The organism is Microcoleus sp. T2B6 (genome assembly GCF_036700475.1).
Classification (GTDB): Bacteria; Cyanobacteriota; Cyanobacteriia; order Cyanobacteriales; family Microcoleaceae; genus Microcoleus.
Map to the genome: position 1 here is coordinate 54,803 of NZ_JAUBOZ010000010.1, position 23,169 is coordinate 77,971.

Genomic DNA, 23,169 nt, shown 5'->3' on the forward strand with positions numbered 1-23,169 from the left:
TTAAAGCAGAAATCTATCTCCAGTTAAGTTCCCAGCCGTCAACAGCAGAGCGGCACAATCATGGATGTTTGTCGTACAATCTCCTTAACAGGCAAAGGGAAAGAGCCTTCGCCGATCAGGGATTAAAATTAAAAGCGCATGACTTTCTCTTCAATAATTCGTACCCTGGGGCGATCGCCCCTAGCAACAGAACTCCTCAACAAGCTCAAGCGCCATCGCTACGTGCAACTGTCCGGCGTAGCCCGTTTGCCCAAAGGTTTAGTAGCTTCCGCCCTCGCACAACAAGAAGGGCGGAGTTTACTGGTAGTGACAGCAACTCTAGAAGAAGCCGGCCGCTGGGTTGCCTCTTTAGAGGCGATGGGCTGGCAAACCGTACATTTTTACCCGACTTCAGAGGCTTCGCCCTACGAGCTATCTTACTCCGACGAGAACGAAATGACTTGGGGACAAATGCAGGTGCTGGCGGATTTGGTCGAGAAACAAGAAACAAACCCTAATTCTAAGCCGATCGCGATTGTAGCTACCGAAAGAGCTCTCCAGTCTCACTTGCCGCCGCCTGCTGCTTTTGAACCCTACTGTCTGACGCTGAAGCGAGGTGCGGTTCAAGACTCGAAGATACTTGACCGCCAACTGGTGTCGATGGGGTACGATCGGGTGAATCTGGTAGAAATGGAGGGCCAGTGGAGTCGCCGGGGTGATATTGTCGATGTCTTTCCGGTAGCGGCGGAGTTGCCGGTGCGCCTGGAATGGTTCGGAGATGATTTGGAGCAAATTCGGGAGTTTGACCCGTCTTCCCAGCGATCGCTCGATAAGGTCGATCGGTTGGTGTTAACTCCTACTAATTTTAACACAATTATTAAAGCAGTTTTATCTGAAAAAAAAGTTGACGAAATCAACCACATAGGCTCTGTTGACACAGAAAATGAACCCGAAAATGAAGCGGAAAAATTTGTCCGCAGGTTGTTGGGTTTAGCGTTCGAGCAACCTGCATCTTTGTTGGATTATTTGCCAGAAAATACTTTAGTGGTTATTGACGAACCCCAAGGGTGCGAAGCTCACAGCGACCGCTGGTTTGAGAATGCACAGGAACAGTGGAATAATTGCAATCGGGAATCTGCCGTTGCTGGTGCGGAAACAGAAAAGCTGCCAATTGCTAATTTGAAAGTTCCGAAAATTCACCGCACTTTTGCTGAATCTATGGCAGATGTCGCAGCTTTCGAGAGGCTAGAACTTTCAGAATTGGCAGAAGATTCTACGGCTAAAAAAATTCAAAGCTCTGCGGAGGGCGACCAGCTACCGTCTGCGATTAATTTGGCTTCTAGACCTGTGCCGGTGATGCCTCACCAATTTGCAAAGCTGTCTCAAATGCTCAGGGAAGAGCGCGATCGGGGTTTTACTATTTTCCTGGTTTCGGCTCAACCCAGCCGTTCTGTTTCTCTGCTGTCGGAACACGACTGTCCGGCTCAGTTTGTGGTGAATCCGCGCGATTATTTGGCGATCGACAAGTTGCAATTGCAGCACGTTCCGGTTGCTTTGAAGTACAGCGGGCTGGCAGAATTGGAAGGTTTTATTCTGCCGACTTTTCGGATTGTTTTAATTACCGATCGGGAATTTTACGGTCAGCATTCTCTCGCTACTTTTAGCTACGTCCGCAAGCGCCGTCGCGCTGCTTCTAAGCAAGTAGACCCGAATAAATTAAGCCCTGGTGATTATGTAGTTCACCGCCAGCACGGAGTGGGCAAATTTATCAAGTTGGAACGTTTGACGATCGATCGGGAAACTCGCGAATATTTATTGATTCAATACGCTGACGGTACTCTGAGGGTGGCGGCAGATCAATTAGGCGCTTTGTCCAGGTTTCGGACTGTAGGCGATAAAGTACCGGATTTAAACAAGCTGACAGGTCAAACTTGGGAAAAAACTAAAACTAAGGTTCGCAAAGCTGTTAAGAAATTGGCAGTGGATTTGCTGAATCTTTATGCTAAAAGAGCTAAACAAACAGGTTACGCTTTCCCTCCTGATATGCCTTGGCAACAAGAGTTGGAGGATTCTTTTCCTTACCAGCCAACGCCGGATCAGTTGAAGGCAACTCAGGATGTGAAACGCGACATGGAGGGCGATCGACCGATGGATCGCTTGGTCTGCGGCGATGTCGGTTTTGGTAAGACAGAAGTGGCTCTGAGAGCGATTTTTAAGGCGGTTACGGCGGGCAAACAGGTGGCTTTGCTCGCGCCGACGACGATTTTGACCCAACAGCACTATCACACGCTCTCGGAGCGTTTTTCCCCTTATCCGATCGAAGTTGGTTTGCTCAATCGCTTTCGCACGGAAACCGAGCGCCGGGAGATTCACAAGCGTTTGGCGACTGGGGAATTAGATGTGATTGTCGGTACTCAAGCTGTTTTGAGCAAAGCGATTAAATTTCGGGATTTGGGCTTGTTGGTGGTGGATGAAGAACAGCGGTTTGGAGTTAAGCAAAAGGAAGCAATTAAATCTCTCAAAACAGAGGTAGATGTTCTGACTCTGACAGCAACGCCGATTCCCCGGACTTTGTATATGTCGCTGTCGGGGATTCGCGAGATGAGTTTGATTGCGACTCCGCCTCCCAGCAGGCGCCCGATTCAGACGCATTTGGCTCCCTATAACCCGGAAGTGGTGCGATCGGCAATTCGTCAAGAATTGGATAGGGGCGGTCAGGTTTTTTACGTGGTGCCGCGGATTGAGGGGATTGATGAGTTGGCCGTTCAGTTGCAGGAGATGGTTCCGTCTGCCAGAATTGCGATCGCCCACGGTCAAATGGAGGCTTCGGAACTAGAATCAATCATGCTGACTTTCAGCGCGGCGGAGTTTGATATTTTGGTGTGCACGACGATTATTGAGTCGGGTTTGGATATTCCGCGAGTCAATACCATTTTAATTGAAGACGCGCAGAAGTTTGGTTTGGGTCAGCTTTACCAGTTGCGGGGACGGGTGGGACGCGCGGGGATTCAAGCTCATGCTTGGCTGTTTTACCCCAAGCAGAACCAACTGTCTGATGCTGCAAGGCAGAGGCTGCGGGCAATTCAAGAGTTCGCGCAGTTGGGTTCGGGCTATCAGTTGGCTGTCCGAGATATGGAAATTCGCGGTTCGGGTGATGTTTTGGGTACTGAACAATCTGGTCAAATGGAGGCGATCGGTTTTGATTTGTATGCTGAAATGTTAGAGGAGGCTATTCGGGAAATTAAGGGTCAGGAAATTCCGAAAGTGGAGGACGCGCAAATTGACCTCACTTTGACGGCGTTTATTCCTGCTGATTACATCGCAGATTTGGATCAAAAGATGAGCGCTTACCGGTCTGTGGCTTCTGCTAATAACTCAGAAGAGTTACAGCAGATTCAGGCTGATTGGTGCGATCGTTATGGGCCAATTCCTCTGCCAGCCCAGCAACTTATCCGTGTGGTCGAACTCAAACAAATCGCTAAAAAAATCGGTTTTTCTCGGATTAAGCCGGAGAATAAGCAGAACATAGTTTTGGAAACAGCTATGGAAGAGCCTGCTTGGAATTTGCTCAAGGCTAATTTGCCGGAACATTTGCGCTCTCGTTTTGTCTACAGCAAGGGGAAGGTTACTATTCGGGGTATGGCGGTTTTGACGGCCCAAAAGCAATTGGATAATTTGATTGATTGGTTGGGTAAAATGCAGGGCGCTTTGCCAGAAGCAAATGTTTGATTTTAATATATAATCCCCAAATCTAGCGCACCGCCGAAACCACAGAATAATTCCGATGGAACCAGAAAAAATATTACTGCTGTTTTCATGATGGTTTTAGCGACAGAAAGGATTAAAATCGTGAAAAAGTTAGTGAGTATTTTTTTGGCGATCGCGCTAATGCAAGGAGTCCCAATGGCGGTTCAATCTCAACAAATAATTGACCCGATCGATCGGGTTGTGAGTGCTGGATTGATGAATAAAGATGCCAGTGGCAATTTTAATGCTGATGGCCTTGTCAGTCGCGCCGATTTGGCGGTGATTTTAGTGAAAACTTTTGGTTTGGAACGCCGGAAAACCGCTCAGAAACCGGATAGGGAATTGCCGGACGTACCGAAGAGTTACTGGGCTTACAGTGCGATTCAAACTGCTTTGAAAACGGGAACGATGAGTGGATATCGCGACGGAATGTTTTTCCCAAATCAAAGGGTGACTCGCGCTGAAGCTTTGGCGATTTTTGCTCAGGCTTACGGGGTTTTTCAGTTTCCCGATCCCAGCATTTCCGAAATTTTAGCTAAGTATCCAGATGCAGGCGAAATTCCTAATTGGGCTAGAAAGTCTATAGCTACTGCACTTTATGAAGGGTTTGTTAATGTTGATATCGCAACTAATAAGATTAATCCTTTGAAGCCGATGACTCGTGGAGATATCGCTTACGCTTTGAGCAAGTATTTGGAGCGACAGGTAAGGCCCAGTTCTTTGCCTGTCCCCGACGAGGAGCCTCCCGATCGCGGCGTGGGAAGGTGATAGTGTTGAATTGTGATATCAAATCCGGTATCATCGGAATTATTCCTCTCTGTATTCTCTCCCTCTGCGTTCTCTGCGCCCTCTGCGGTTAAATCATTCCGATACAACCGGAAACGATATGAGTTAAAAAGTCGATCGCCCGCAATTCAAACACCATGCAAAATCCCGGAGCTTTGGTGACTGTAAAAGCAGCCATCAAACCCCCAGGATTTAAAGTTTTCCTCTTAAACGAGGCTCAAATTATCCCCAGTGAGCTTTAACTTAATCAGCAGTAGCCAATTCGGTACTAGCACCGCCGCGCTTCCGAGTCAGGGTATTGAAAAGCATCTGACCGACAGCTTTAATCAAATTGCCTTCTAACTCCATAAACATCTTCATGTTCATGCCAAAAGCTGCATTAGCTTCGTCAACAATTCGCTCTGCTGTTGCTTCGTCAATCGGCAGTTCATTCATTGCCTGACGGTAGTTAGCCTTGAATTCTTTTTCATCAGGAATATCCTGGAATTCATAGAAAGCAGTGCCTTCTCCGTCGGAAAGATTCATCCCGCGCTGGGCAATTCCCTTGAGGATTTGTCCGCCCGATAAATCGCCAAGGTAGCGAGTGTAAGAGTGAGCTACTAACAGTTCCGGTGCGGTCGCCGAAATCTCGCGAATTCGCTGCACATAAGCTTTAGCTGCGGCTGAGGGGGCTACTTGTTCGCGCCAATTCGCACCGTAGTAGTAAAATAAATCTTGCTCTAAGCTGTGTTTGCGATTCAACTCAGAAAAGTAAATTTTTGAAACAACCGGATGCTGCTTTTGGCGTTCCATTTCCTCTTCCATTGCCGAGTAGACAAAGTAGAGGTTTCCTACTAACTTCCGGTAAGAAGTTTTTTCTACAACGCCTTTTAAAAAACACTTGACAAAACCGACGTTTTCTGCCATTGTGTGGGATTTTTTGGTTCCCTCACGCAATTTGGTCGCTAAATTGATGCTCATAAAAAAATTCGGTAAGTGGGAAACTCAGCGTCTTTAGACCTGAGAGGGAAACGGATCGGCGGTTGAAACCGCCGTGAATCTTGGCATTACACGAGGATTGCTAGATGGGAGTGTAAGGAATGTAATGTAATTTCGATGGGACACTTCGGCTACGCGAGCGTGCATCGAAATTACCCTCTCTAATTTTGCAACCCGCGATCACATAATGTTTGCTCTTTCGAGCCTCCCTTTCGGGGTGATGTTAGCTTCGACAAAGTTAACGGCCGGTACTATATCTAGGACACTGATTTAACCCAATAAGTCTGTTTAATCCTAAATTTCTAGAGCAAGGAACTAGCTTCGCATTCCCTGGTAGGTCTTTAACTCTTACCGTTAACGTAGTACGCAGGTACTGAGTCTGGTCAACTGTGGTTTAAGTCTTAGGCTAGAAGCCCAATCTCTTTAGACCTGGGTCGTTGACGCTATACTGTCCAACCTTCTATTTTTGTGGTAGTTGATGGATGCGCCAAAAATCTAAAAATTACCTAAGCATTTACCTTAGATCGATTTGATGAGAGATTGTATTAATTTTTATAACAAAACCTAGACTCCGCAGAAGGCCTCCGAAGGTAGAAGGCACAAAAAGTTTAGTCATTAGTCCTTAGTCCTTGGCTGTTAGCGAATGACTACTGACTAATGACTAATGACTAATGACTAATGACTACTGACTACGAGCTAATTTAGATGTCCAAGTCGAGGAGGTTGAGTTTGGGGCCGTAGGTTTCAATGAATTCGCGGCGGGGGGCGACACGATCGCCCATTAAGATCGTAAAGATGCGATCGGCCTCAGCAGCGTCTTCAATCTCCACCCGTTTCAGCGTCCGAGTTTCTGGGTTCATCGTCGTATCCCACAACTGTGTCGGCATCATTTCCCCCAAACCTTTGAACCGCTGAATGGTGTAGTTAGCATTCGCCGGAAATTCATTGCGGATGAGATTGTTCATTTCGCGATCGCTGTAACAGTAGTAATGATTGCGTCCCCGTTCCACTTTATAGAGAGGAGGACAAGCAATATAGATGTAACCTTGTTCTACAAGCGCACGCTGATAGCGGTAGAAGAAAGTCAGCAACAGCGTGCGGATGTGAGCACCATCCACGTCAGCGTCAGTCATAATTACGATGTGGTGATACCGCAATTGACCCGGATCGAATTCTTCGCCTTTGATGCCCAAACCCAGGGCTGTAATTAACGATTGAATTTCGTTATTTTTGTAGATTTTGGCGTCGTCGGTTTTCTCAATGTTGAGAATTTTACCGCGCAAAGGCAGGATTGCTTGGAATTGGCGATCGCGCCCTTGTTTTGCACTGTTATGGACAAAAATTCCCGCCCCTAATGCAAAGTTGTGACTGTTGGGCACTTCGATGTCGTAAACATCGTAGCGTTCCTCTACAGCTTCGATCTTGACAACGCGGTGGTTGTAATTCCGAACCGCTTGGCGAGCATATAGTGCATCACCATTAAAGTAGCGATCGCAAAAACTCTCATACTTCAACAAACACTTATCTTTTTTCGTGCGGCGGTAGATATTGTAATAATCAACATCAATCCAGCCCATTTTCATCTCAACAGCCTTCAAAGCTTCAAGAGTTTTGCGGTAATAAGTTTCGTTCAAAGCTTCTTTACGTTTCTGGCGAAACTCCGGCGTCCACTGTTCCTTAGTTTTTTCGCGCCGCCACTCCAACAAATTCTCATCTTGCCACTGTTCTTGAGCAAGTTGAGAATGAGTCTCCCGTGCTTCAGGATTGTTAGCAAAATGATTGCGAACCCGTTCCGACTGAGCCAAACGGTTTTCTTCGGAACTCCAATACTCTTGCTGGGCTTGGTTCAGCAGTTCATTATTCTGCTGGCGATAAGTTTCATCAGTATCGTAAAACTCCCGCCACTTGCTCATCATGTAAGCTTTATACTCTTCATCTTCCCACTGAGCTTTCGCCTGTTCCGAAAGAATTTGTCGCGTTTCCGGCTGCCGCATCCGCTCTTTCATCATCGCCCGAAATTCATCGGTCATGTGAGCTTGACGGCTCTTTTCAATGACATCGGGCCTGTGCAAGGTTTTCTCAAGGTTCGCGCGGTGTAAAGCCAAGTGATCCTCAGCCGACATTCGCTGAATATTTGTCGGATTGTTGTTGAGTTTGTTAAAGTCAACGTGGTGGCGGTGATTGCCGTCAGATGCTTGATAAACGCCGTGTTTCAGGTTGTAGAAATCCGCTAAAAGATGGGTGTAAATCCACTTATCACTGTTGGGATTCCAAACCATTTCGTAACCGTTAAGTCCCTGACCCTGTTTGTTTTTTTCCGACAACTTGCTGTGGAACGGCATTAATGAATCTTCCGGTGTCAGCATGGCGGCTGCTTTGTAAGTGCCATCCCGCAACATGAATGGATGGTCGGGAGTGCAAGTTATTGTCTCCCCATTGTCTAATGTCAGTTTGACAACTTCAGCATTTGCTTTAGTCATCCGAGCATTAGTTATTCGCTCAAACCCGATGTTTCCACTCTCGCGAATGGTGTAGCAAAAGTGTTCTTTGCCTTCTGCTTGTTCGTCAACTATCTGTTTGATAGTTTTTGTCGTACCGTCAGCTAATTTTATTTCTTGAAATGAAAAAAAACAGCCCCCCGCGGAATCCCCCTCGACCAGGTATATCTCAGACAGGGCGGGGTCTCTGGAGCTACAGTCCGCTAATTTTCCAGGCAAAGGAGACGATTCTAAGACTGATTTGCGGCGGACTAAATCGCGGGCACGACGGGCTGCTTCAGCGGCCTTAAATGCCTGAATTGCTTTTTCCAAAATAGCGTCGGCTACTTGGGGGCGAAACTCCAAATATTCTGTCAATACTTCGCCTACCAAGGAATCCACAATTCCCCGGACTTCGGTATTGCCCAGTTTAGTTTTAGTTTGGCCTTCAAATTCCGGGTCTGGGACTTTCACAGAAATGACGGCTGTCAAACCTTCGCGAACGTTTTCGCCGGCGAGGTTGGGCTCGTTTTCTTTGATTTTGTTGCGCTTGCGGGCGATCGAATTCATCGTCCGCGTCAAAACTGCCTTCAAACCTTCTAAGTGCGTGCCACCGTCGATCGTCCGAATGTTGTTAGCAAAACCTAGAACGTTGTCGCTAAAAGCATCGACGCACCACTGCAAAGCCACTTCTATCTGCACGTTGTTGCGTTCGCCTTGCACGTAGATCACTTCTTCGTGCAGAGGCTGCTTTTCGCGGTTCATGTAGGCGATATATTCCTTGATTCCGCCCTCGTAACAGTATGTTTCGATGCGAGGTTCGCTACTTTTGAGCAGTTCCAAACGGTGGTCGCTAAACGTAATTCTCACGCCCGCATTCAAGTAACCCAATTCTCGCAAGCGCCCCGCGAGTGTAGTGTAATCAAATTCAATGCCAGTGCTAAATATTTGAGTATCTGGCAAGAAAGAAACTGAAGTGCCGGCGCGAGTGCCTTTGTTGGGCTTGGCAGTAAGTTCAGTAACTGGATTGCCTCTTTCGTAGCGCTGTAAATGTTCTTTTTGGTCGCGCCAAACTGTCACTTCTACCCACTCGGACAGCGCGTTAACAACAGAAATACCTACACCGTGCAATCCTCCAGAAACCTTGTAGCCACCACCGCCAAATTTACCGCCGGCGTGGAGTACAGTCATTACTGTTTCTATTCCCGATTTGCCAGTCTTGGCAACGATGCCGGTGGGAATACCCCGGCCGTCGTCTGTCACGGTAACGGAACCGTCGGCGTTGATGTCAATCTCGATGTGAGTGCAGTGGCCAGCCAGCGCCTCATCTATGGAATTGTCCACAACCTCGTAAACTAGATGGTGGAGTCCTCGCGGCCCGGTGGTACCGATGTACATCCCCGGTCGTTTACGGACTGCTTCGAGACCTTCGAGAACTTGAATCTGGTCGGCGCTGTAGCTGCTGGTCATACAAAAATAGCTCCAATAATGAGGCCTAAAGCCCCGAAAGCTTCTAAAATGGGAAAACTCCTAAAATTATAGCACAAAACCGTTAAAGGCGATGCTAGGGCTTTCTGAAGGGAAATTTATTGGGGGGAGGGAGGGGAATAGTTTTCAGATTGCTGGAGGAATGCCCTGCCCGATCGCGGTGAATCAGTGTAGGAGAGAGGGGAAAGCATGGAGAGGAGAGGATTTGAGAGTTTTTATAGGGAAATTTGCGACAGCTTATGCCTAGATTAATTACGATTTGCGGGGCGACGGCGACGGGGAAGTCGGGAGTGGCTTTGGCTTTGGCGGGGCGACTGCAATCTTCGATTCTGAGTGCGGACTCCCGTCAAGTGTACCGCGAATTTGACATCGGAACCGCAAAACCGACGGCGGTCGATCGCACTTGTGTACCGCATCACTTAATTGACATCTGCGATCCGACAGAAACTCTGACACTAGCAGATTACCAGCAACAAGCTCAAAATTTAATTGCTGCTGTTGATTCTCCTGTGTTGTTGGTGGGAGGGACGGGCTTATATATTAAATCGATCGTGCGCGGTTTAAAAATTCCGAGGGTAGCACCGATGCCCGAATTGCGATCGCAACTTGCGGAGCTCGGACAATCTCAATGTTACGCGATGTTGCAGCAGGTCGATCGCTCTGCGGCTGAGAAAATTCACCTCAATGACCCAGTAAGAACTTTAAGAGCACTGGAAGTATTTTATGCGACCGGTCGCCCTATTTCCGAACAGCAGGGCGAAAATCCTCCCAATTATCCTATTTTACAAATTGGGTTGGATTGCGCGATCGATGTTTTGGTCGATCGTATCAAACAGCGCACCGAACAAATGCTAGAACGCGGTTGGATCGCGGAAGTAGAATATTTGTGTAAAAAATACGGCTGCGACTTGCCACTGTTGAACACGCTGGGCTATCAGGAAATGAAACAATATTTGGCTGGCGACATTAAGCTGGAAGAAGCTAAAGAATTAACAATTTTGCACACGCGGCAATTTGCGAAGAGACAGGGGACGTGGTTCCGGGCCTATCCTGAAATTGAATGGTTTGATGTTAGCACGCCAGATTTATTGGAGCGAGTTTGGCAGAAAGTGCAAGAATTTGTCAACGAAGATTTTGGGGCTCGCAAATAATCATGTTAATAAGTTCGTAGTAAGGACGACCATGATCTAAGAAAGCTGTGAGATCATATTGAACCTTTCAGCGATAAGTAGCAGGAAATAAAACTTCTATTTGAGGAGAGGCGAGCACCGGATCAGAATGAGCCAATCTCACCAATACTCTGCAGAATGTCTCATTTCTTAACCAATCTTGCAGGAATTCGCGCAATTGAAGCTCAGCAGGTAGCAATGTTTGGTAAATAGAGCGTTCAGAAGATGTCTCTAACAGCCGATGAAAAACTGATTCGTAGGCTTGTGCTTCTGTGGGAATTGATGCCCAGTTAATGGGTGATATTACCAGCAGCGAAACATCATCAGCTTTGTAATCTAGTTGCTTATTAATCAGAGCTACAGCCTTATTTACCAAGTAGCCTCCAAATGTAAAATAGCGGATACCTTTAGATGAACGAATATAGGGAATTTGGTCAATCCGACAAATCCTCCGCAGGTTATCTCTTGCTTTTTCTAAACTTTCGTGTAGGCTCCGGGTTAAAACCTCACTCGGCAATTCCTCCTTGTGGATGATTTGCCAGACACGATCGCAAACAAAAGCATCTGTGCTAATTCCTCTACCCCCATAGGTAAAATCAATGGCACTACCTTTTTCAGATGATGGTTCAACAAGGATACCAGCCATCGAAGCCTTGCGTACCCGCCAAATTTTACCTGCAAAACGTACCAGAATTCCTGGTCTAACTCTGAGTAAGTTCTCAGCAGGAACTTCACCTAAAACTTTAGATGTGTAACGTAATTGTATGGTTTGGGAACTCCGGCCAAAGTTACCGTAGATCATTCGATAATCGACAAGTTTGTGCAGGTTTGCATCAGCACCATATTGATTTTTGAAACCATGACGCTGAAGATAACTATTATTAGCTAATTCACCAAGTATTGTTTCGATAGATGAGCGATCTAGATAGTCTTGGTGATCGAATAGCTTGCACAATTCTGCAATTCGAGTGAAGCGACCACCCTCCGATGCAATGACGCTGAGACACTGTTGCCCAATCGCTCCAAATAATTCATAGGGAGAGCGAATAGGTAACTCACCTTTTTTCGCTGCATCGACAAGAGCAATAAAACGCAACGACTCAAAGATTATATGATCGGAATTATCCGGTACTAGGCAGATAACATTTGTTTTATTGGCGCGTCGATTACTGCGACCAATTCGCTGTAGGAATGATTCAACCCCGCTGGGTAATCCCCAAAGAATTACAGCATCAATATCACCGATGTCAATACCAAGTTCTAATGTACTGGTAGCAATACAGATCGCAGTTCTTGCAGCAGTAAATTTTTGCTCAGTTTCCGCTCTAACTTCTGGCGAGAGAGATGAGTAATGAGTAAAAATGAGGGGATTTAAGCTTTTTTCATGCTGCAAAATTCCTGCTAACCGTTCACATTCTCGGCGAGAATTAGTAAAAATCAATAGTTTAGTCTGCCTCCCTTCTGTCAACTTGCGAATGAGCTTCAGAAAGCTGGCTTCATCAGCAATATGCCGGACATGGGCATCAATAGAACGATGAGCAGGAAATTGAAGGAATTCAGCACTAGCTGCTGATCCAAACAAGAAATCGCGCACGTCTGAAAGTCTCCCCACTGTTGCAGATAAGGCAGCCCATTGCAACTCTTGTCCTAAGCTTTTTTGGAGTCTTTGAAATAGGATAGATAGTTGCAATCCTCTCTGCGTGTTGTAGAGAAGATGCACCTCGTCAATAACTACAGCGCAAACTGTTTGTAAAGTTGCATCTTTGCGGAAAAGTAGCACTTCCAGCGATTCTGGCGTTGTTACTAGAACATGGGGTGTTTGCCCAGATACTAAATCATCGCGATCGCCATGACGTATGCCAACACGAAGTCCCAATTGAGCCAATGGCGGATACAGCCGCTTTTCTAAATCATTAAGCAGTGCCTTAGTAGGCGCAATATAAATCAGAGTCAAGGCTTCAGTTGTGACAGCTTTTCGCCAATAACGACTTAGCAAGGGAGCCAAAACAGCCTCAGTTTTCCCAGAACCAGTACCAGAAGATAGGACAATATTTTGACCATTTACTAGCGGTTCAATAGCTGCTTCTTGTACCGGACGCAAAGCTGTAAAACTTCCATAAAATGCTGAAGCAACACGGCGCTCCAACAATTCAATGCTACTCATTCTATTTCCTCAAGCTGTCGGTCTAAAAACTTCACAACTTCCTTAATCGTTTGACGAGTACGGTCTTGAACTGCAATAGTGCCAGTTTTTTTGACAATTGCAGTCAGACCTAGTTCAATAGCCGATGAATTAGTATCCCATCCATAAGCAATTCCATGAAAGTCCTTAATCTTTATGGTTAACTCTTGTAACTGACTGAGTTCTAGGGGACTCATTTCAAAGGTAGAAAGCGCATCCAATTGAGCATAGTCATAATCCCACCGACCCTTACTAATCAGACGATTCCTGCACTTGCTGACAAATTCTGGTGTCACAGCAAAAAAACTCATGCCCTGAAATTGCTGACCTGCAAAAAACTGGAATAGATTTTGAAATGCCATTTCTTGATGGGCTATATTGGTAATGTTAGATAAAACATCCTCAAATTCATCGAAAAGTATGATAAGCCCCCTCATTCCCGAAGCACAGGCAAGGGTATGAATATCTCTAATTGCTGCCCACGACTGAGCGTAACCTTGAGATTTAAAGTCAAACAAAAGTGCCTTTGTTGTATAGTTTTGCCACCTAATCGTGCGAGTTAATGCTAGTTCTTCTCTGTAAGCCATCCGGTTTTTATGTATCAACTCCTGATAAAGATCCTGTGTCTTATAATTACTTTTTTGAAACAGCCAATCCTCTACTAAATCTTTATTAACTCTTCCGCTCATCCAAGCGCGCAAGGCAATAAAAGTAGCTGGAGATTCAAGGGATTGAGAAAAATTCCATTGCCCGTTATTCGTTATTTTTTGCCATTGCTTACCTGCTGTTCCTTTACTCTCACGCGCTTGTTGGCAAACCCAGTCGAAGAAAGGGCGGACACCTCTATCTTCAGAGTTGTTTGGAATCTCTAAACCACGCCAGATTGCACCCAACATCTGATCCATGCGATTGAAACGGACAGCAGATTTAGCATCCAGTGTTACGGAACTAACAGCAAAATTTGCTTTTAAAGCGGTTTCACGGATAAATCGCAACAAGTGACTTTTGCCAGAACCGTAGTTAGCTTTTAGCAAGAGCGCATCGGTTTTTCCTTGTTGAAGCCTAGCGGTCAGCTCCGTAATCTCTGACAGTCTACCTACTGTGAAGTAGCGTACCTGACCATCAGGGGGAATTCCAAGGCGAAGAGATTCAATAACTCGCTGCACTTCTACATTCACCGATTATTCCTCCCTCGCACGAGCCATTACGTCGTCGCATAGAGTTTCCGCTGACCTGATTTCTCCTTCAAGATGGTCATCAAAATGTATAATCAAAGCTATTACTAGGACGCGCCAAAAGCTAAAAAAAGATACCGAAGGTTGGTCATAAAGTTCTTTGACAAAATTTTCCACTTTAGCTTCAGAAGGTAATTCTCTTGCTCCTTCTGGATAAGCAGTTGCATAAATACTCAGGATTTTCTTAGCCGCAGTCTGATAGTCTGATAGGTCTGTTACTACCTGATCAAAATTCCAGATAGTATCTAATGCTCTCGGTTGACCTTCTTTTTTTGGCTCGCCGATTCGTCCTGACAAAGCTCCATAAGTTATGATTCCGTGTCTGGGGTCGCTGAAAAAGTCAGGCGTGGTTGCATAGATGAGAAACAGACCCTTCAGGGCTTCAATATTATTGATCAGAGATAACAAATTGTTGTGAGCATCCCGTAGAGAGGATTTACGCATAATAGAGTAAGACTGTTCAGCCTCATCAAACAGAATGAGTAATCCTTTGTAGCCGGAAAGACGCACAAATCCGGCAAGGGATTGTAGCATTAGTTTTGCATTATCTTTGTTGACAATTTTATTAACTTCAAATCGCTTCCGGTACATGGCCACGCTACCTTTTCCACTGAACCATTCGAGAATTTCACCTCTATTTTTTTCTTGAAGAGCTAGATCGGGAGAGTCAGGCAGAAAAGTTTCCCAGTATTTTTGAATCATCTTTTTAAAATCAATATCAATGCTCCTATCGAGAATCAGAGCTTCTCTAGCTTTAACGTAATCCTCGTAGGAAACTTCGTTACTAACTTCACGATTGCCTGTAGATAAATAAGCTAAAGATTCTTTTAAAACTTGCCCAAAGGGTGCTGCTTCAGTTTCAGTTAAGTAAGATGCCGTTGAAATATTCTGCAAAATAGAATAAAAAACGCTCTCAAACTTATTTAAAGCTGCTGCTTGATCCAACTGTACATTAGAGACTAGGCAGTTATTTTGAAAGGCGACTTCCCGAAGCAACCTAAAGAAATGGGTTTTTCCGGCTCCCCACGAACCGCTGAGAAAACGGATGAGTCCCTTTTCTTCTATGCCGCTTAAATGAAATTTTTTAATCCCTGCGATTAATTTTTCATTTCCTACGGAATATAAATCAACACCACGCTGGGGTGGAGTACCTTTGCGAAGTGACTCAACAACTTGAGTAGCAATGTGCTGTTCCATAATTACACCTTTTTAAAGAACATGAAACCGATATAGCGTTTTTGCTCTATGTGAAGAAGCATTCCTTGAGTAGTTTCTTTCGTCTGTTGTAATTCCAGACGGCAGCCATCAATCTCTATTGGCCCTTGCTCAACCAGCCGTGAAAGGTCGATGAGGAATTCATCTGTACGAAATCCACTTTCGTTCTTTCCGAGACGTTGCGTGATATTGCGAATAGGAATCGTTGCTCCATCTGATAGTTTATCTTTCTTTAGTATTGCCAAATATTGGGATAGGAGCTTTTTAAGAAACTTTTTGCCATCAAAAGTTCGCCCAAAAATCCTCTTGTGTTCTCGTTGTACAACCTCAACTATAGCTCCTATGTCAGCAGGGAATTCAACCATTTTTGATGATTCATAGTTAGACAAGCTTGCTGTTTTTTTCTGGTCATCTATATAAAGCTGAAAGAATCCTTTCTCAAACTTGTAGCGGGGATGACGACTGTCTTGATCTAACTGTAAGCTAGTCGCCTGACAAGCTTTTTCTAAATAGGCCGGAAACCGATGTGGCTTAAGCTCTTGGGCCCGCTCTTTGGCTACCCGATAAATATCATCCAGTAGGGAAACTTCCGAGGACTGATCAACCCTCATCTTCTCTATAAGGTGCTTGTGCTTATCCAATAAATCCAGGCAGTGCAGCGGCCACTGTTTGTGGAGGAACCGGTTAAGGTTGTCCCAGAGCTTGCAAAGGCGTTCTACTTCCTCAGCCTGCGCTTTGATGTCTTTTTCTCTCTGGGTGGTGGAGGCTGCTTGTTCTCTGGCTTGGTCTAAAATTTTTTCAGGGAAAGGATTTATTTCAACCATAGGTAAATTTTACAAAATAGAGGTGCAATATGCTGTATTATATAACTTGAGGTTAACTTTGACTAGGCAAAATTTCTTTAATTCTTTGCCGAAACAAACGCACAGCAGCACGCTGTCCGATTGTTCGGCTTTGTTCTATGAAACCGGGAATTTCAGCAACTGGTAAAAAGGGAAATGCTAAACTGCGATCGCACATTTCATATTTCCCATCTAAACGAGGGGATTGGAGGCTCTGCCTCGCGGGAATAAGGAGGCAGAGCCTCCGGATCTGCGTTCCTAGGCAGAGCCTAGAAACGAGGGGAATTACATCTCGCGTAGTTAATTAACTGTACAAACTAGCTACATATTCGCCGTAACCGTTATAGGGCAAAGTTGGGCGAGTTTCCCACGACCAACTGTTACCGGGACCGACTATCCGTTCGCTGGCCTGCGACCATCTGGGGTGCGGTTTGTCGGGTTCCACATTTGCTTCAAAGGCGTATTCGTTGGGGCCGATTGTATTCCAAAAAGTGGCGGGCTGTTGTTCGACAAATTCAATTTTTACAATAGACTTTGCGCCCTTAAAACCGTACTTCCAAGGAATCACTTGCCGCAGTGGCGCACCATTTTGCTTAGGTAGCCTTCGGCCATACAAGCCTGTGGCGAAAAATGCTAAATCGTTGGCCATTTCTTCAATTCGCAGACCTTCGGTATAAGGCCAAGGATAAAATTGCGACATCAAACCGGGGCCGGGAGTAATTTTGGGGTCGTAAAATGAGGTAAAGCGAACGAATTTAGCTTTCGATTGCGGTTCGACATCAGCCATCAGTAATTTCATGGGAAATCCGACCCAAGGAACTACCATCGCCCAGGCTTCTACACAGCGAAATCGATAAACTCGTTCTTCGATAGGAAATTTTTTGTAGAGGTCGTCAATATCATAAGTACGGGGATTTTTTACTAAACCGCCTACTTCTACCTTCCAGTTTTCTGTTGGCAAAGCTTGAGCGGCTTGCCAAATAGATTTTGTGCCGCCGTATTCGTAAAAATTGTTGTATTTTGTAGCTAAGGCTTCGTCGGTAATCGCTCGATCGACTTTCGCAAAGTCGGGATTCCGGCTCAATTCCGAATATGCTTGGGTTGAGCTTTGATCCAGAGCAGTTTTTGAGCTAGCATTGCTTTGGCAGCCGGTCAGCGGCAGCAGCGAAGCTGTCACGCCGGCGCCGATTAAATTTGTCATGAACCGGCGGCGGTTGAGAAAGGCTGTTTCTGGGGTAATTTGGGGTTCGAGAATTTCCCAAGGTTTGGGAACGCGAATTAACGGCATAAGTAATAGTTAAAAGTTAGTAGTTAGTTGGGAAAAAATTGCCTGAGTTTTAACCGGTTAGTCGATTTGAGATGGGAGATTTGAACTTTTAGATTAACTCCATAGAACAAAGAATCGCGGATATTTGGCAAGCTCTCGCGATTGATTTGGTGCGATCGCAATGCAAGTATTCGCAATGACAGTATAGCTTAATTCGGTAACAAGTGAGATATTGCACCATCCTAAAGAACAGGCTTTCCGGCCTGTTCCACAAAGAATGATTTTCTTGTGGGGAGTAGGGGTTGGGCAGGATATCCCGCCCGTATGCTCGACCTATTAAACCTCGCTCGCAGGAAAGTCAGCAATTATTTACGCGCGATCGACGGCAGCAATTGTGGCGAAAATCTGGGAAACAATTATGATCAAGCAAAGATTCCAATTAATTATTTAATTTGTCCACAGGAAGCGGCACGCACCGCCCCGCTTTCCTCCCCCATCAGCAATAATGTCGGACGGGGGTCTCCAGCGGAAAGACAAATGAGTTACTGCATCAATCCCCATTGCCAGAATCCCCAAAATCTCGATCGCGCGACAGTCTGCAAAAGTTGCGAGTCGAACTTGCTGCTAAAAGGCCGCTACCGAGTCTTTCACACCCTCGGTCAAAGTCTCACTTGCCGCACCTTCTTAGCCGTCGATGAAGACCAACCTTCGCAGCCCCGTTGCGTCATTCAACAGTTCTGCGCGCCCGCAGGCACAGCGGACGGTCAAAACCCCCTAAACCGGACATTTCGCGGATCAGCCTCAGTTCTCGACGAGTTGGGGAAACATCCGCAAATACCGAAACTGCTGGCATCTTTTGAACTCGAAGGCTGCCAGTATTTAGTGCAAGAATACATCGAAGGCCGCAATTTAGCCGCTCGGCTTTCAGAAAAAGGTGTTGTTAAAGAAATTCAAATTTGGTATCTGCTGAGCGAATTGTTGCCAGTCCTGCAATTTGTTCACGAAAATCAACTGATTCACGGAGATATCAAACCGTCGAATATTATTCACCGGAAAACTCCCCAAGCATCCCCAGCTTTGGCAGGGAAAGAGGATTTACATTCCGTGTCTCAGGAAAGTGCCTCTGGGCTAGTTTTAGTCGATTTCGGCGCGGCAATTCCGGCTAATAGCGGGCCGCTCAAAACCGAAACGGTGACAGGTTCTGCGGAATACGCGGCCCCGGAACAAATTAAAGGCAAAGCGATTAAGAGCAGCGATATCTACAGTTTGGGCGTCACTTGCATTCACTTGTTAACGGGAATGTCGCCCTTTGATTTGTTTGACATCAAAGCCGAAAGTTGGACTTGGAGACATTATTTGAAAGTACCAGTTTCGGCGCGACTCGGCCGCATTCTGGATAAAATGGTGCAGCGAGAACCATCAAAACGCTATCGATCGACCGAGGCCATTCTCACAGACATGAAATACGGCCCGGCACCGGTAGACGTGATTCTCAGCAAACCCAAGTGGACTTTGGCAATGTGGGGAGCAACTACGGTTGCCCTGCTTTCCGTAGTGCTGGGTGTTCGCTTGCCATCTCCTGCACCGCAGGCTTTCACTTCTGGTGAGCCTGCTTCTAGCATTCCCGAAATTCGGTTCAATCCGCCCCCGATGCAGAATTTCAGGGGTGAGGCATCGCCGTCAGGGCCTGCTGTACGGACTCTGGCGGATCAAGACAAAAACCCAATTTGGGCGGTAGCAGTTGCTCCCCAGGGCCGGGTGATAGTCAGCGCGAACAACGACGGCACAATTCACCTGCGACACAAGCGTCACGGCAAGCTGCTCAAGGTTTTAGCAGGACATTTGGGGCCGGTGTGGTCGGTGGCTGTCAGTCCCGACGGCAGGACGATCGCCAGCGGTGGCGTTGACGGTACGATTAAATTGTGGAGTTTCTATTCGGGCAAGTTAATTCGGACTTTGGACGGACACACAGACGGCGTGTTCTCGGTGGTTTTCAGTCCCGATAGCCAGGCCGTGGCCAGTGTCGGTAAGGACAAAACTTTGAAGTTGTGGCAAGTCGAAGGCGGGGCCGAGTTGGAAACTCTCAACGGGGTTTTTGACGAGGTGCAGTCGGTGGCTTTCAGTCCCGATCGAGAAACTTTGGCGATCGGCAGCAGCGACGGTAAGATCAGCCTGTGGAACTGGCAGACTGGGGAATTGAAAGACACTCTTTGGGGTCATTCCGAGGCGGTTTGGTCTCTGGCCATCAGTCCGGACGGTCAAACTCTCGCCAGCGGCAGTTGGGACAAGACGGTGAAGTTGTGGGATATCAGCGCAAATAATCAGTTCGGGCAGCCCAACGGTTCTCTGCTACGGACTTTGAGCGGCCATTCCGACAAGGTTAAGTCCTTGGCTTTCACTCCCGACGGAGACAAACTCGCCAGCGCCGATTTGAGCGGGACTATCAAGCTGTGGCGCATGAGTTCCGGCGAAATCGCGGGCACGCTGAAGGGTCATTCTACTTGGGTGGAATTGGCTTTTAATCCTCAAGACAAAACTCTGATCAGTGGCAGTTTTGACGACACGATTAAGGTGTGGCGGCTGTCTCCTTAATTTTTTCGATTTTCCGCGCGATCGAAGTTTAAGAGTCTCCAACCACAATCAAAGATTTTGGTTGGAGATTCTTAAACTCGGCGATTGAAATCGCTGCTATACAAACGAAGTCCACTTCAAGCGGACTAAAGTATACATTTAGGCAGTCCCGCCGTTAACGCGAATATTTTGTCCGGTAATCCACCGGGCTTGGTCGCTGCACAAAAAAGCCGTTACATCGGCAATATCTTCAACTTTTCCGAGTCTTCCCAAAGCAGTCATTTGGGTAAATCTTTGTATTTGTTCGGCGGTTTTGCCGATCGTGAAGAGTTCTGTATCTGTTGGGCCCGGAGAAATTACATTGACTGTAATTTGGCGATCGCCCAATTCCTTAGCCAGCGATCGAGTTAGCTGTTCCACCGCGCCTTTTGTCGCCACGTAAACCCCGTAAGTTGGCATCATTATCGCCGTTGTCGAACTGGAAAAATTAACAATTCTTCCTCCCTCCGCCATGCGTTTAGCAGCTTCTTGACAAGCAAAAAACGTGCCTTTGACGTTAATTGCAAAAAGATTATCAAACTCTGCTTCGGTAACTTCGGCTACAGGTTTGTAAAGAATTACTCCTGCATTATTGACTAAAATATCGACTTGTGAATAGGTTTCCTGAGTGCGATCGAACAAATTGCGAATTTCTGCGGTTTTGCTGACATCGGCTTGCACGGCTAATGCTTTGCCGCCTGCTGCTTCAATCGCTGACACAACATCTTTAGCCTGTTCTGCGCCTCTGGCGTAGTTGACGACAACTGATGCGCCTTCTTGGGATAATCGGAGGGCGATCGCGCGTCCTATTCCCCGCGATGCACCCGTCACAATTGCCACTTTTCCTGCTAGTGATGCCATGAGATTTCCTCTGCAATTAGCGTTGATGCTGGTTCAAAATAATCCTACTATTTTTTTCCGCATTCCGGTACAGAAACAAAATTAAAATCTCAAATAGTCAGAATATTTTTAGAAATCGCGGTTGTTAACTAACAGTTGTGGTAAAGTAGTGTCGGCTGTTAAAGTAAAATCTATGACCGCAAATTCCGAGTTAGCACAGCAGTATTTGTCAGCGGGCGATAGCCTTCAGAAATCAGGAAAGCTTGAGGAGGCGATCGCTCAATATCAAAAATTACTAGCCATTCAAGCGGATAGTGCGATCGCACTCAACAAGATCGCTGAAGTTTACTATGCTCAACAAAAATTTGCAGAGGCGATCGCATCCTGTTACCAAGCACTTCGCCAGCAACCCAATTTCGCCGTCGCCTACAAAACTATAGGCAATATCCTGCAAGCCCAAGGCAAAATAGACGCGGCGATTCGCGCCTACTCCAAGGCGATCGAATTCGACCCTAATTTTGTCGAAGCATATGTTAATTTGGGCAGTATGTTTTACAAACAAGGCCTGCTCGATGACGCGATAACTTACTATCAAAAATCTATTGCTCTTCAACCAGATTTAGCCGTCGCTTATTGGAATTTAGGCAAAAGTTTGGAAGATCAAGGGCGAATCAATGAAGGTTTATTTTATCAAAAAAAAGCTCTAAATTTACAGCCGGAGTTAGAAAATAGAAGCAATTTAGTAAAAAATAACACTTACTGAAGAGGAATGTTATAGTCAAAATAATTCAATCATTAACGATGCAAGCTGGAGCCACATGGAAATTAACCAGAATCCGCTCGAATTGCTAACGGCTAAAGTACAAGAAACTGTTGCCGATATCCAAAACTTAGGCAACCAAATTGATGCAAAATTTGATGAAAGTGCAACTGTATTAACGGCGTGGGTACAATCAGCGCCAAGTTCAATGGTTAGTGCCGGGGCGCTCGCCACTCAAGAAGCTTTTAAAATAGCACATAACATCCGTTTTGAGAACCTGCCAACTAATCTGCAATTCAAATTTGCTAGGGCTGGGGTGCGTGACGGAATGCGAAATGTTCAAGAAGCAGCAAAAGTATTTGAATCCATACCCGCCCAAATTCGAGCCCAAGGCCCAGAAGCAATTCGCAACTTCTGTCAAGATAAAGATTGGAGTCACATCCAAGCGCACGTCAATGGAGGCGGAAGCGAAGCTGCTAACGGGATTTTTGAATATTTTTGGGTGAATCGTGCTCGCGGTGGTGCAGACATGACTGCGGCAGAATTAGCAGTCGCTAAGCAAGTTTTAGCGGATGCAGCGTTTAAAGCAGCAGTGGCCGAAATCGTTGGGGCTGCAATGAAAGGGGCGATCGCAGCAGCAGTAATTGAGTTAATATTTTCTATCTTAGAAAACTCGCTATTGTGCGTGGAAGGCAAAATTACCCAGTCAGAGTTAGTCGAAAAAGTGACCACCGCCACCGCCAAAGCTGGCATTGCTGGTGGTGCAATTACCGCCATTCTCTTAACACTCTGTATGATATTTCCCCCAATTGCCGCGCTTTTAGGTGCCGCAGCGATGCCCTTGGCGGTTGCAGGTATTGGTTTTATGGGAATTCGCGCCTGGGAAATCTTTTGTCACGGCGATCGACTATTTGGTATTACTGAACAAGCACAAAAATTTCTGGGACTGACTGAAGCGACCATTTAAACAATTGACGGGTGACTAATGACTAATGACTAATGGCTAATGACTAATGACTAATGACTAATGACTAATGACTAATGACTAATGACTAATAACTGTTATGATACCCGAATCAAACCGTTTATGAAGCGCGGATTTAAGACTCTATTCATGATAGTTATTTATGTCCGCGCTTTTGGGTGGCGGTTGCTTGTAGCATCATTTTCAAATGATATCAATTCCGGTTATATCGGAATATTAAACCACAGAGGGCACAGAGGACACAGAGAAAGAGAAGAGAGAGAGATAATGATTCCGATGTCAACGGATTTGATATGATTGGGAAATATAAATAGTATGGATTCAATAGAAAAAACTCAAGATCAGCAGCATCCGCAATACAAGCGCGATCGAGCCAGTGTCAATACTTTATTAGCAGGAGAAGCAACCGACTACAATTTATCGGAATTAGCAAGATTGATAATTCGCTACCGAGGCTTTCCCGGCGCTAGAGATATTCAATCAGACTTAAAAAAAGTCCTGCACAAATGGAATCATACCGAAGAAACTCTTTATGAACAAACCCGTAAAATTCACGCTACAGGTGAGGTTTACAGGCGACAAAAAAGCGATCAAGAAGATTGGCTTTAA

Annotated in this window: 16 protein-coding genes; 7 read left to right on the forward strand and 9 right to left on the reverse strand. The window is 46.0% G+C overall.

The genetic code is table 11. From position 1 onward, the window contains the following. Positions 1-138: 138 nt before the first annotated feature. Positions 139-3,708 carry a transcription-repair coupling factor gene (mfd, locus tag QUA00_RS06945; RefSeq protein WP_333409173.1) on the forward strand — a complete coding sequence of 1,190 codons (3,570 nt, stop codon included), beginning with the start codon at positions 139-141 and terminating at the stop codon, positions 3,706-3,708. A gap of 120 nt (positions 3,709-3,828) precedes the next feature. Then, entirely contained in the window at positions 3,829-4,494 is a 666-nt protein-coding gene (locus tag QUA00_RS06950) for an S-layer homology domain-containing protein (RefSeq protein ID WP_333409174.1), read from the forward strand. Positions 4,495-4,755: 261 nt separating this feature from the next. Here the strand turns inward: QUA00_RS06950 and QUA00_RS06955 are convergent, their stop codons facing one another. Further along, positions 4,756-5,472, reverse strand: coding sequence for a heme oxygenase (biliverdin-producing) (locus tag QUA00_RS06955; protein WP_333154412.1), 717 nt, complete (start codon positions 5,470-5,472; stop codon positions 4,756-4,758). Between the two features lie 719 nt (positions 5,473-6,191). After that, positions 6,192-9,437 carry a DNA topoisomerase (ATP-hydrolyzing) subunit B gene (gene gyrB, locus QUA00_RS06960; protein WP_333409175.1) on the reverse strand — a complete coding sequence of 1,082 codons (3,246 nt, stop codon included), beginning with the start codon at positions 9,435-9,437 and terminating at the stop codon, positions 6,192-6,194. A gap of 257 nt (positions 9,438-9,694) precedes the next feature. Between gyrB and miaA the strand changes: the two genes are divergently transcribed. After that, entirely contained in the window at positions 9,695-10,606 is a 912-nt protein-coding gene (gene miaA / locus QUA00_RS06965) for a tRNA (adenosine(37)-N6)-dimethylallyltransferase MiaA (RefSeq protein ID WP_333409176.1), read from the forward strand. 67 nt (positions 10,607-10,673) lie between these two features. Here the strand turns inward: miaA and QUA00_RS06970 are convergent, their stop codons facing one another. The 6 genes from QUA00_RS06970 to msrP form a co-directional block, all read right to left on the reverse strand. Continuing rightward, positions 10,674-12,788 (reverse strand): DEAD/DEAH box helicase, encoded by a 2,115-nt coding sequence (locus QUA00_RS06970; protein ID WP_333409177.1) that lies wholly within the window; start codon positions 12,786-12,788, stop codon positions 10,674-10,676. Further along, positions 12,785-13,984, reverse strand: coding sequence for a BREX system ATP-binding domain-containing protein (locus QUA00_RS06975; RefSeq protein WP_333409178.1), 1,200 nt, complete (start codon positions 13,982-13,984; stop codon positions 12,785-12,787). The genes QUA00_RS06970 and QUA00_RS06975 overlap by 4 nt, the downstream gene beginning before the upstream one ends. Before the next feature lie 3 nt (positions 13,985-13,987). After that, positions 13,988-15,238: a BREX system ATP-binding domain-containing protein gene (locus tag QUA00_RS06980; protein ID WP_333409179.1), complete on the reverse strand. Its 1,251-nt coding sequence runs from the start codon at positions 15,236-15,238 to the stop codon at positions 13,988-13,990. Between the two features lie 2 nt (positions 15,239-15,240). Then, complete coding sequence (locus QUA00_RS06985) at positions 15,241-16,080, reverse strand: hypothetical protein (protein ID WP_333409180.1); 840 nt, start codon at positions 16,078-16,080, stop codon at positions 15,241-15,243. Between the two features lie 52 nt (positions 16,081-16,132). Continuing rightward, positions 16,133-16,276, reverse strand: coding sequence for a hypothetical protein (locus QUA00_RS06990; RefSeq protein ID WP_333409181.1), 144 nt, complete (start codon positions 16,274-16,276; stop codon positions 16,133-16,135). A 126-nt stretch (positions 16,277-16,402) separates the two neighbouring features. Continuing rightward, complete coding sequence (gene msrP / locus QUA00_RS06995) at positions 16,403-17,386, reverse strand: protein-methionine-sulfoxide reductase catalytic subunit MsrP (RefSeq protein ID WP_333246116.1); 984 nt, start codon at positions 17,384-17,386, stop codon at positions 16,403-16,405. Between the two features lie 303 nt (positions 17,387-17,689). On the opposite strand from msrP, the gene QUA00_RS07000 reads away from it, so the two are divergent. After that, positions 17,690-19,957, forward strand: coding sequence for a serine/threonine-protein kinase (locus tag QUA00_RS07000; RefSeq protein WP_333409182.1), 2,268 nt, complete (start codon positions 17,690-17,692; stop codon positions 19,955-19,957). 138 nt (positions 19,958-20,095) lie between these two features. Here QUA00_RS07000 and QUA00_RS07005 read toward each other — a convergent pair whose 3' ends face one another. Further along, the gene (locus QUA00_RS07005; protein WP_333409183.1) at positions 20,096-20,836 is read right to left on the reverse strand and encodes an SDR family oxidoreductase; all 741 of its coding nucleotides are present in this window, start codon (positions 20,834-20,836) and stop codon (positions 20,096-20,098) included. Between the two features lie 172 nt (positions 20,837-21,008). Here QUA00_RS07005 and QUA00_RS07010 point away from each other — a divergent pair, with 172 nt between their 5' ends. The 3 genes from QUA00_RS07010 (at position 21,009) to QUA00_RS07020 (ending at position 23,169) form a co-directional block, all read left to right on the forward strand. Next, on the forward strand, positions 21,009-21,578 hold the full coding sequence (locus QUA00_RS07010; protein ID WP_333409184.1) for a tetratricopeptide repeat protein: 570 nt from the start codon (positions 21,009-21,011) through the stop codon (positions 21,576-21,578). A 55-nt stretch (positions 21,579-21,633) separates the two neighbouring features. Beyond that, complete coding sequence (locus tag QUA00_RS07015) at positions 21,634-22,542, forward strand: hypothetical protein (protein WP_333409185.1); 909 nt, start codon at positions 21,634-21,636, stop codon at positions 22,540-22,542. Positions 22,543-22,875: 333 nt separating this feature from the next. Beyond that, positions 22,876-23,169 carry a DUF3288 family protein gene (locus QUA00_RS07020; protein ID WP_333409186.1) on the forward strand — a complete coding sequence of 98 codons (294 nt, stop codon included), beginning with the start codon at positions 22,876-22,878 and terminating at the stop codon, positions 23,167-23,169.

Excerpts from the sequence above, each read along its gene's own strand:
- mfd (WP_333409173.1), top strand. The coding sequence starts at position 139 with ATGACTTTCTCTTCAATAATTCGTACCCTGGGGCGATCGCCCCTAGCA.
- QUA00_RS06955 (WP_333154412.1), bottom strand. The coding sequence starts at position 5,472 with ATGAGCATCAATTTAGCGACCAAATTGCGTGAGGGAACCAAAAAATCC.
- gyrB (WP_333409175.1), bottom strand. The coding sequence starts at position 9,437 with ATGACCAGCAGCTACAGCGCCGACCAGATTCAAGTTCTCGAAGGTCTC.
- miaA (WP_333409176.1), top strand. The coding sequence starts at position 9,695 with ATGCCTAGATTAATTACGATTTGCGGGGCGACGGCGACGGGGAAGTCG.
- QUA00_RS06970 (WP_333409177.1), bottom strand. The coding sequence starts at position 12,788 with ATGAGTAGCATTGAATTGTTGGAGCGCCGTGTTGCTTCAGCATTTTAT.
- QUA00_RS06980 (WP_333409179.1), bottom strand. The coding sequence starts at position 15,238 with ATGGAACAGCACATTGCTACTCAAGTTGTTGAGTCACTTCGCAAAGGT.
- QUA00_RS06985 (WP_333409180.1), bottom strand. The coding sequence starts at position 16,080 with ATGGTTGAAATAAATCCTTTCCCTGAAAAAATTTTAGACCAAGCCAGA.
- QUA00_RS06990 (WP_333409181.1), bottom strand. The coding sequence starts at position 16,276 with ATGTGCGATCGCAGTTTAGCATTTCCCTTTTTACCAGTTGCTGAAATT.
- msrP (WP_333246116.1), bottom strand. The coding sequence starts at position 17,386 with ATGCCGTTAATTCGCGTTCCCAAACCTTGGGAAATTCTCGAACCCCAA.
- QUA00_RS07000 (WP_333409182.1), top strand. The coding sequence starts at position 17,690 with ATGCTCGACCTATTAAACCTCGCTCGCAGGAAAGTCAGCAATTATTTA.
- QUA00_RS07005 (WP_333409183.1), bottom strand. The coding sequence starts at position 20,836 with ATGGCATCACTAGCAGGAAAAGTGGCAATTGTGACGGGTGCATCGCGG.
- QUA00_RS07010 (WP_333409184.1), top strand. The coding sequence starts at position 21,009 with ATGACCGCAAATTCCGAGTTAGCACAGCAGTATTTGTCAGCGGGCGAT.
- QUA00_RS07015 (WP_333409185.1), top strand. The coding sequence starts at position 21,634 with ATGGAAATTAACCAGAATCCGCTCGAATTGCTAACGGCTAAAGTACAA.
- QUA00_RS07020 (WP_333409186.1), top strand. The coding sequence starts at position 22,876 with ATGGATTCAATAGAAAAAACTCAAGATCAGCAGCATCCGCAATACAAG.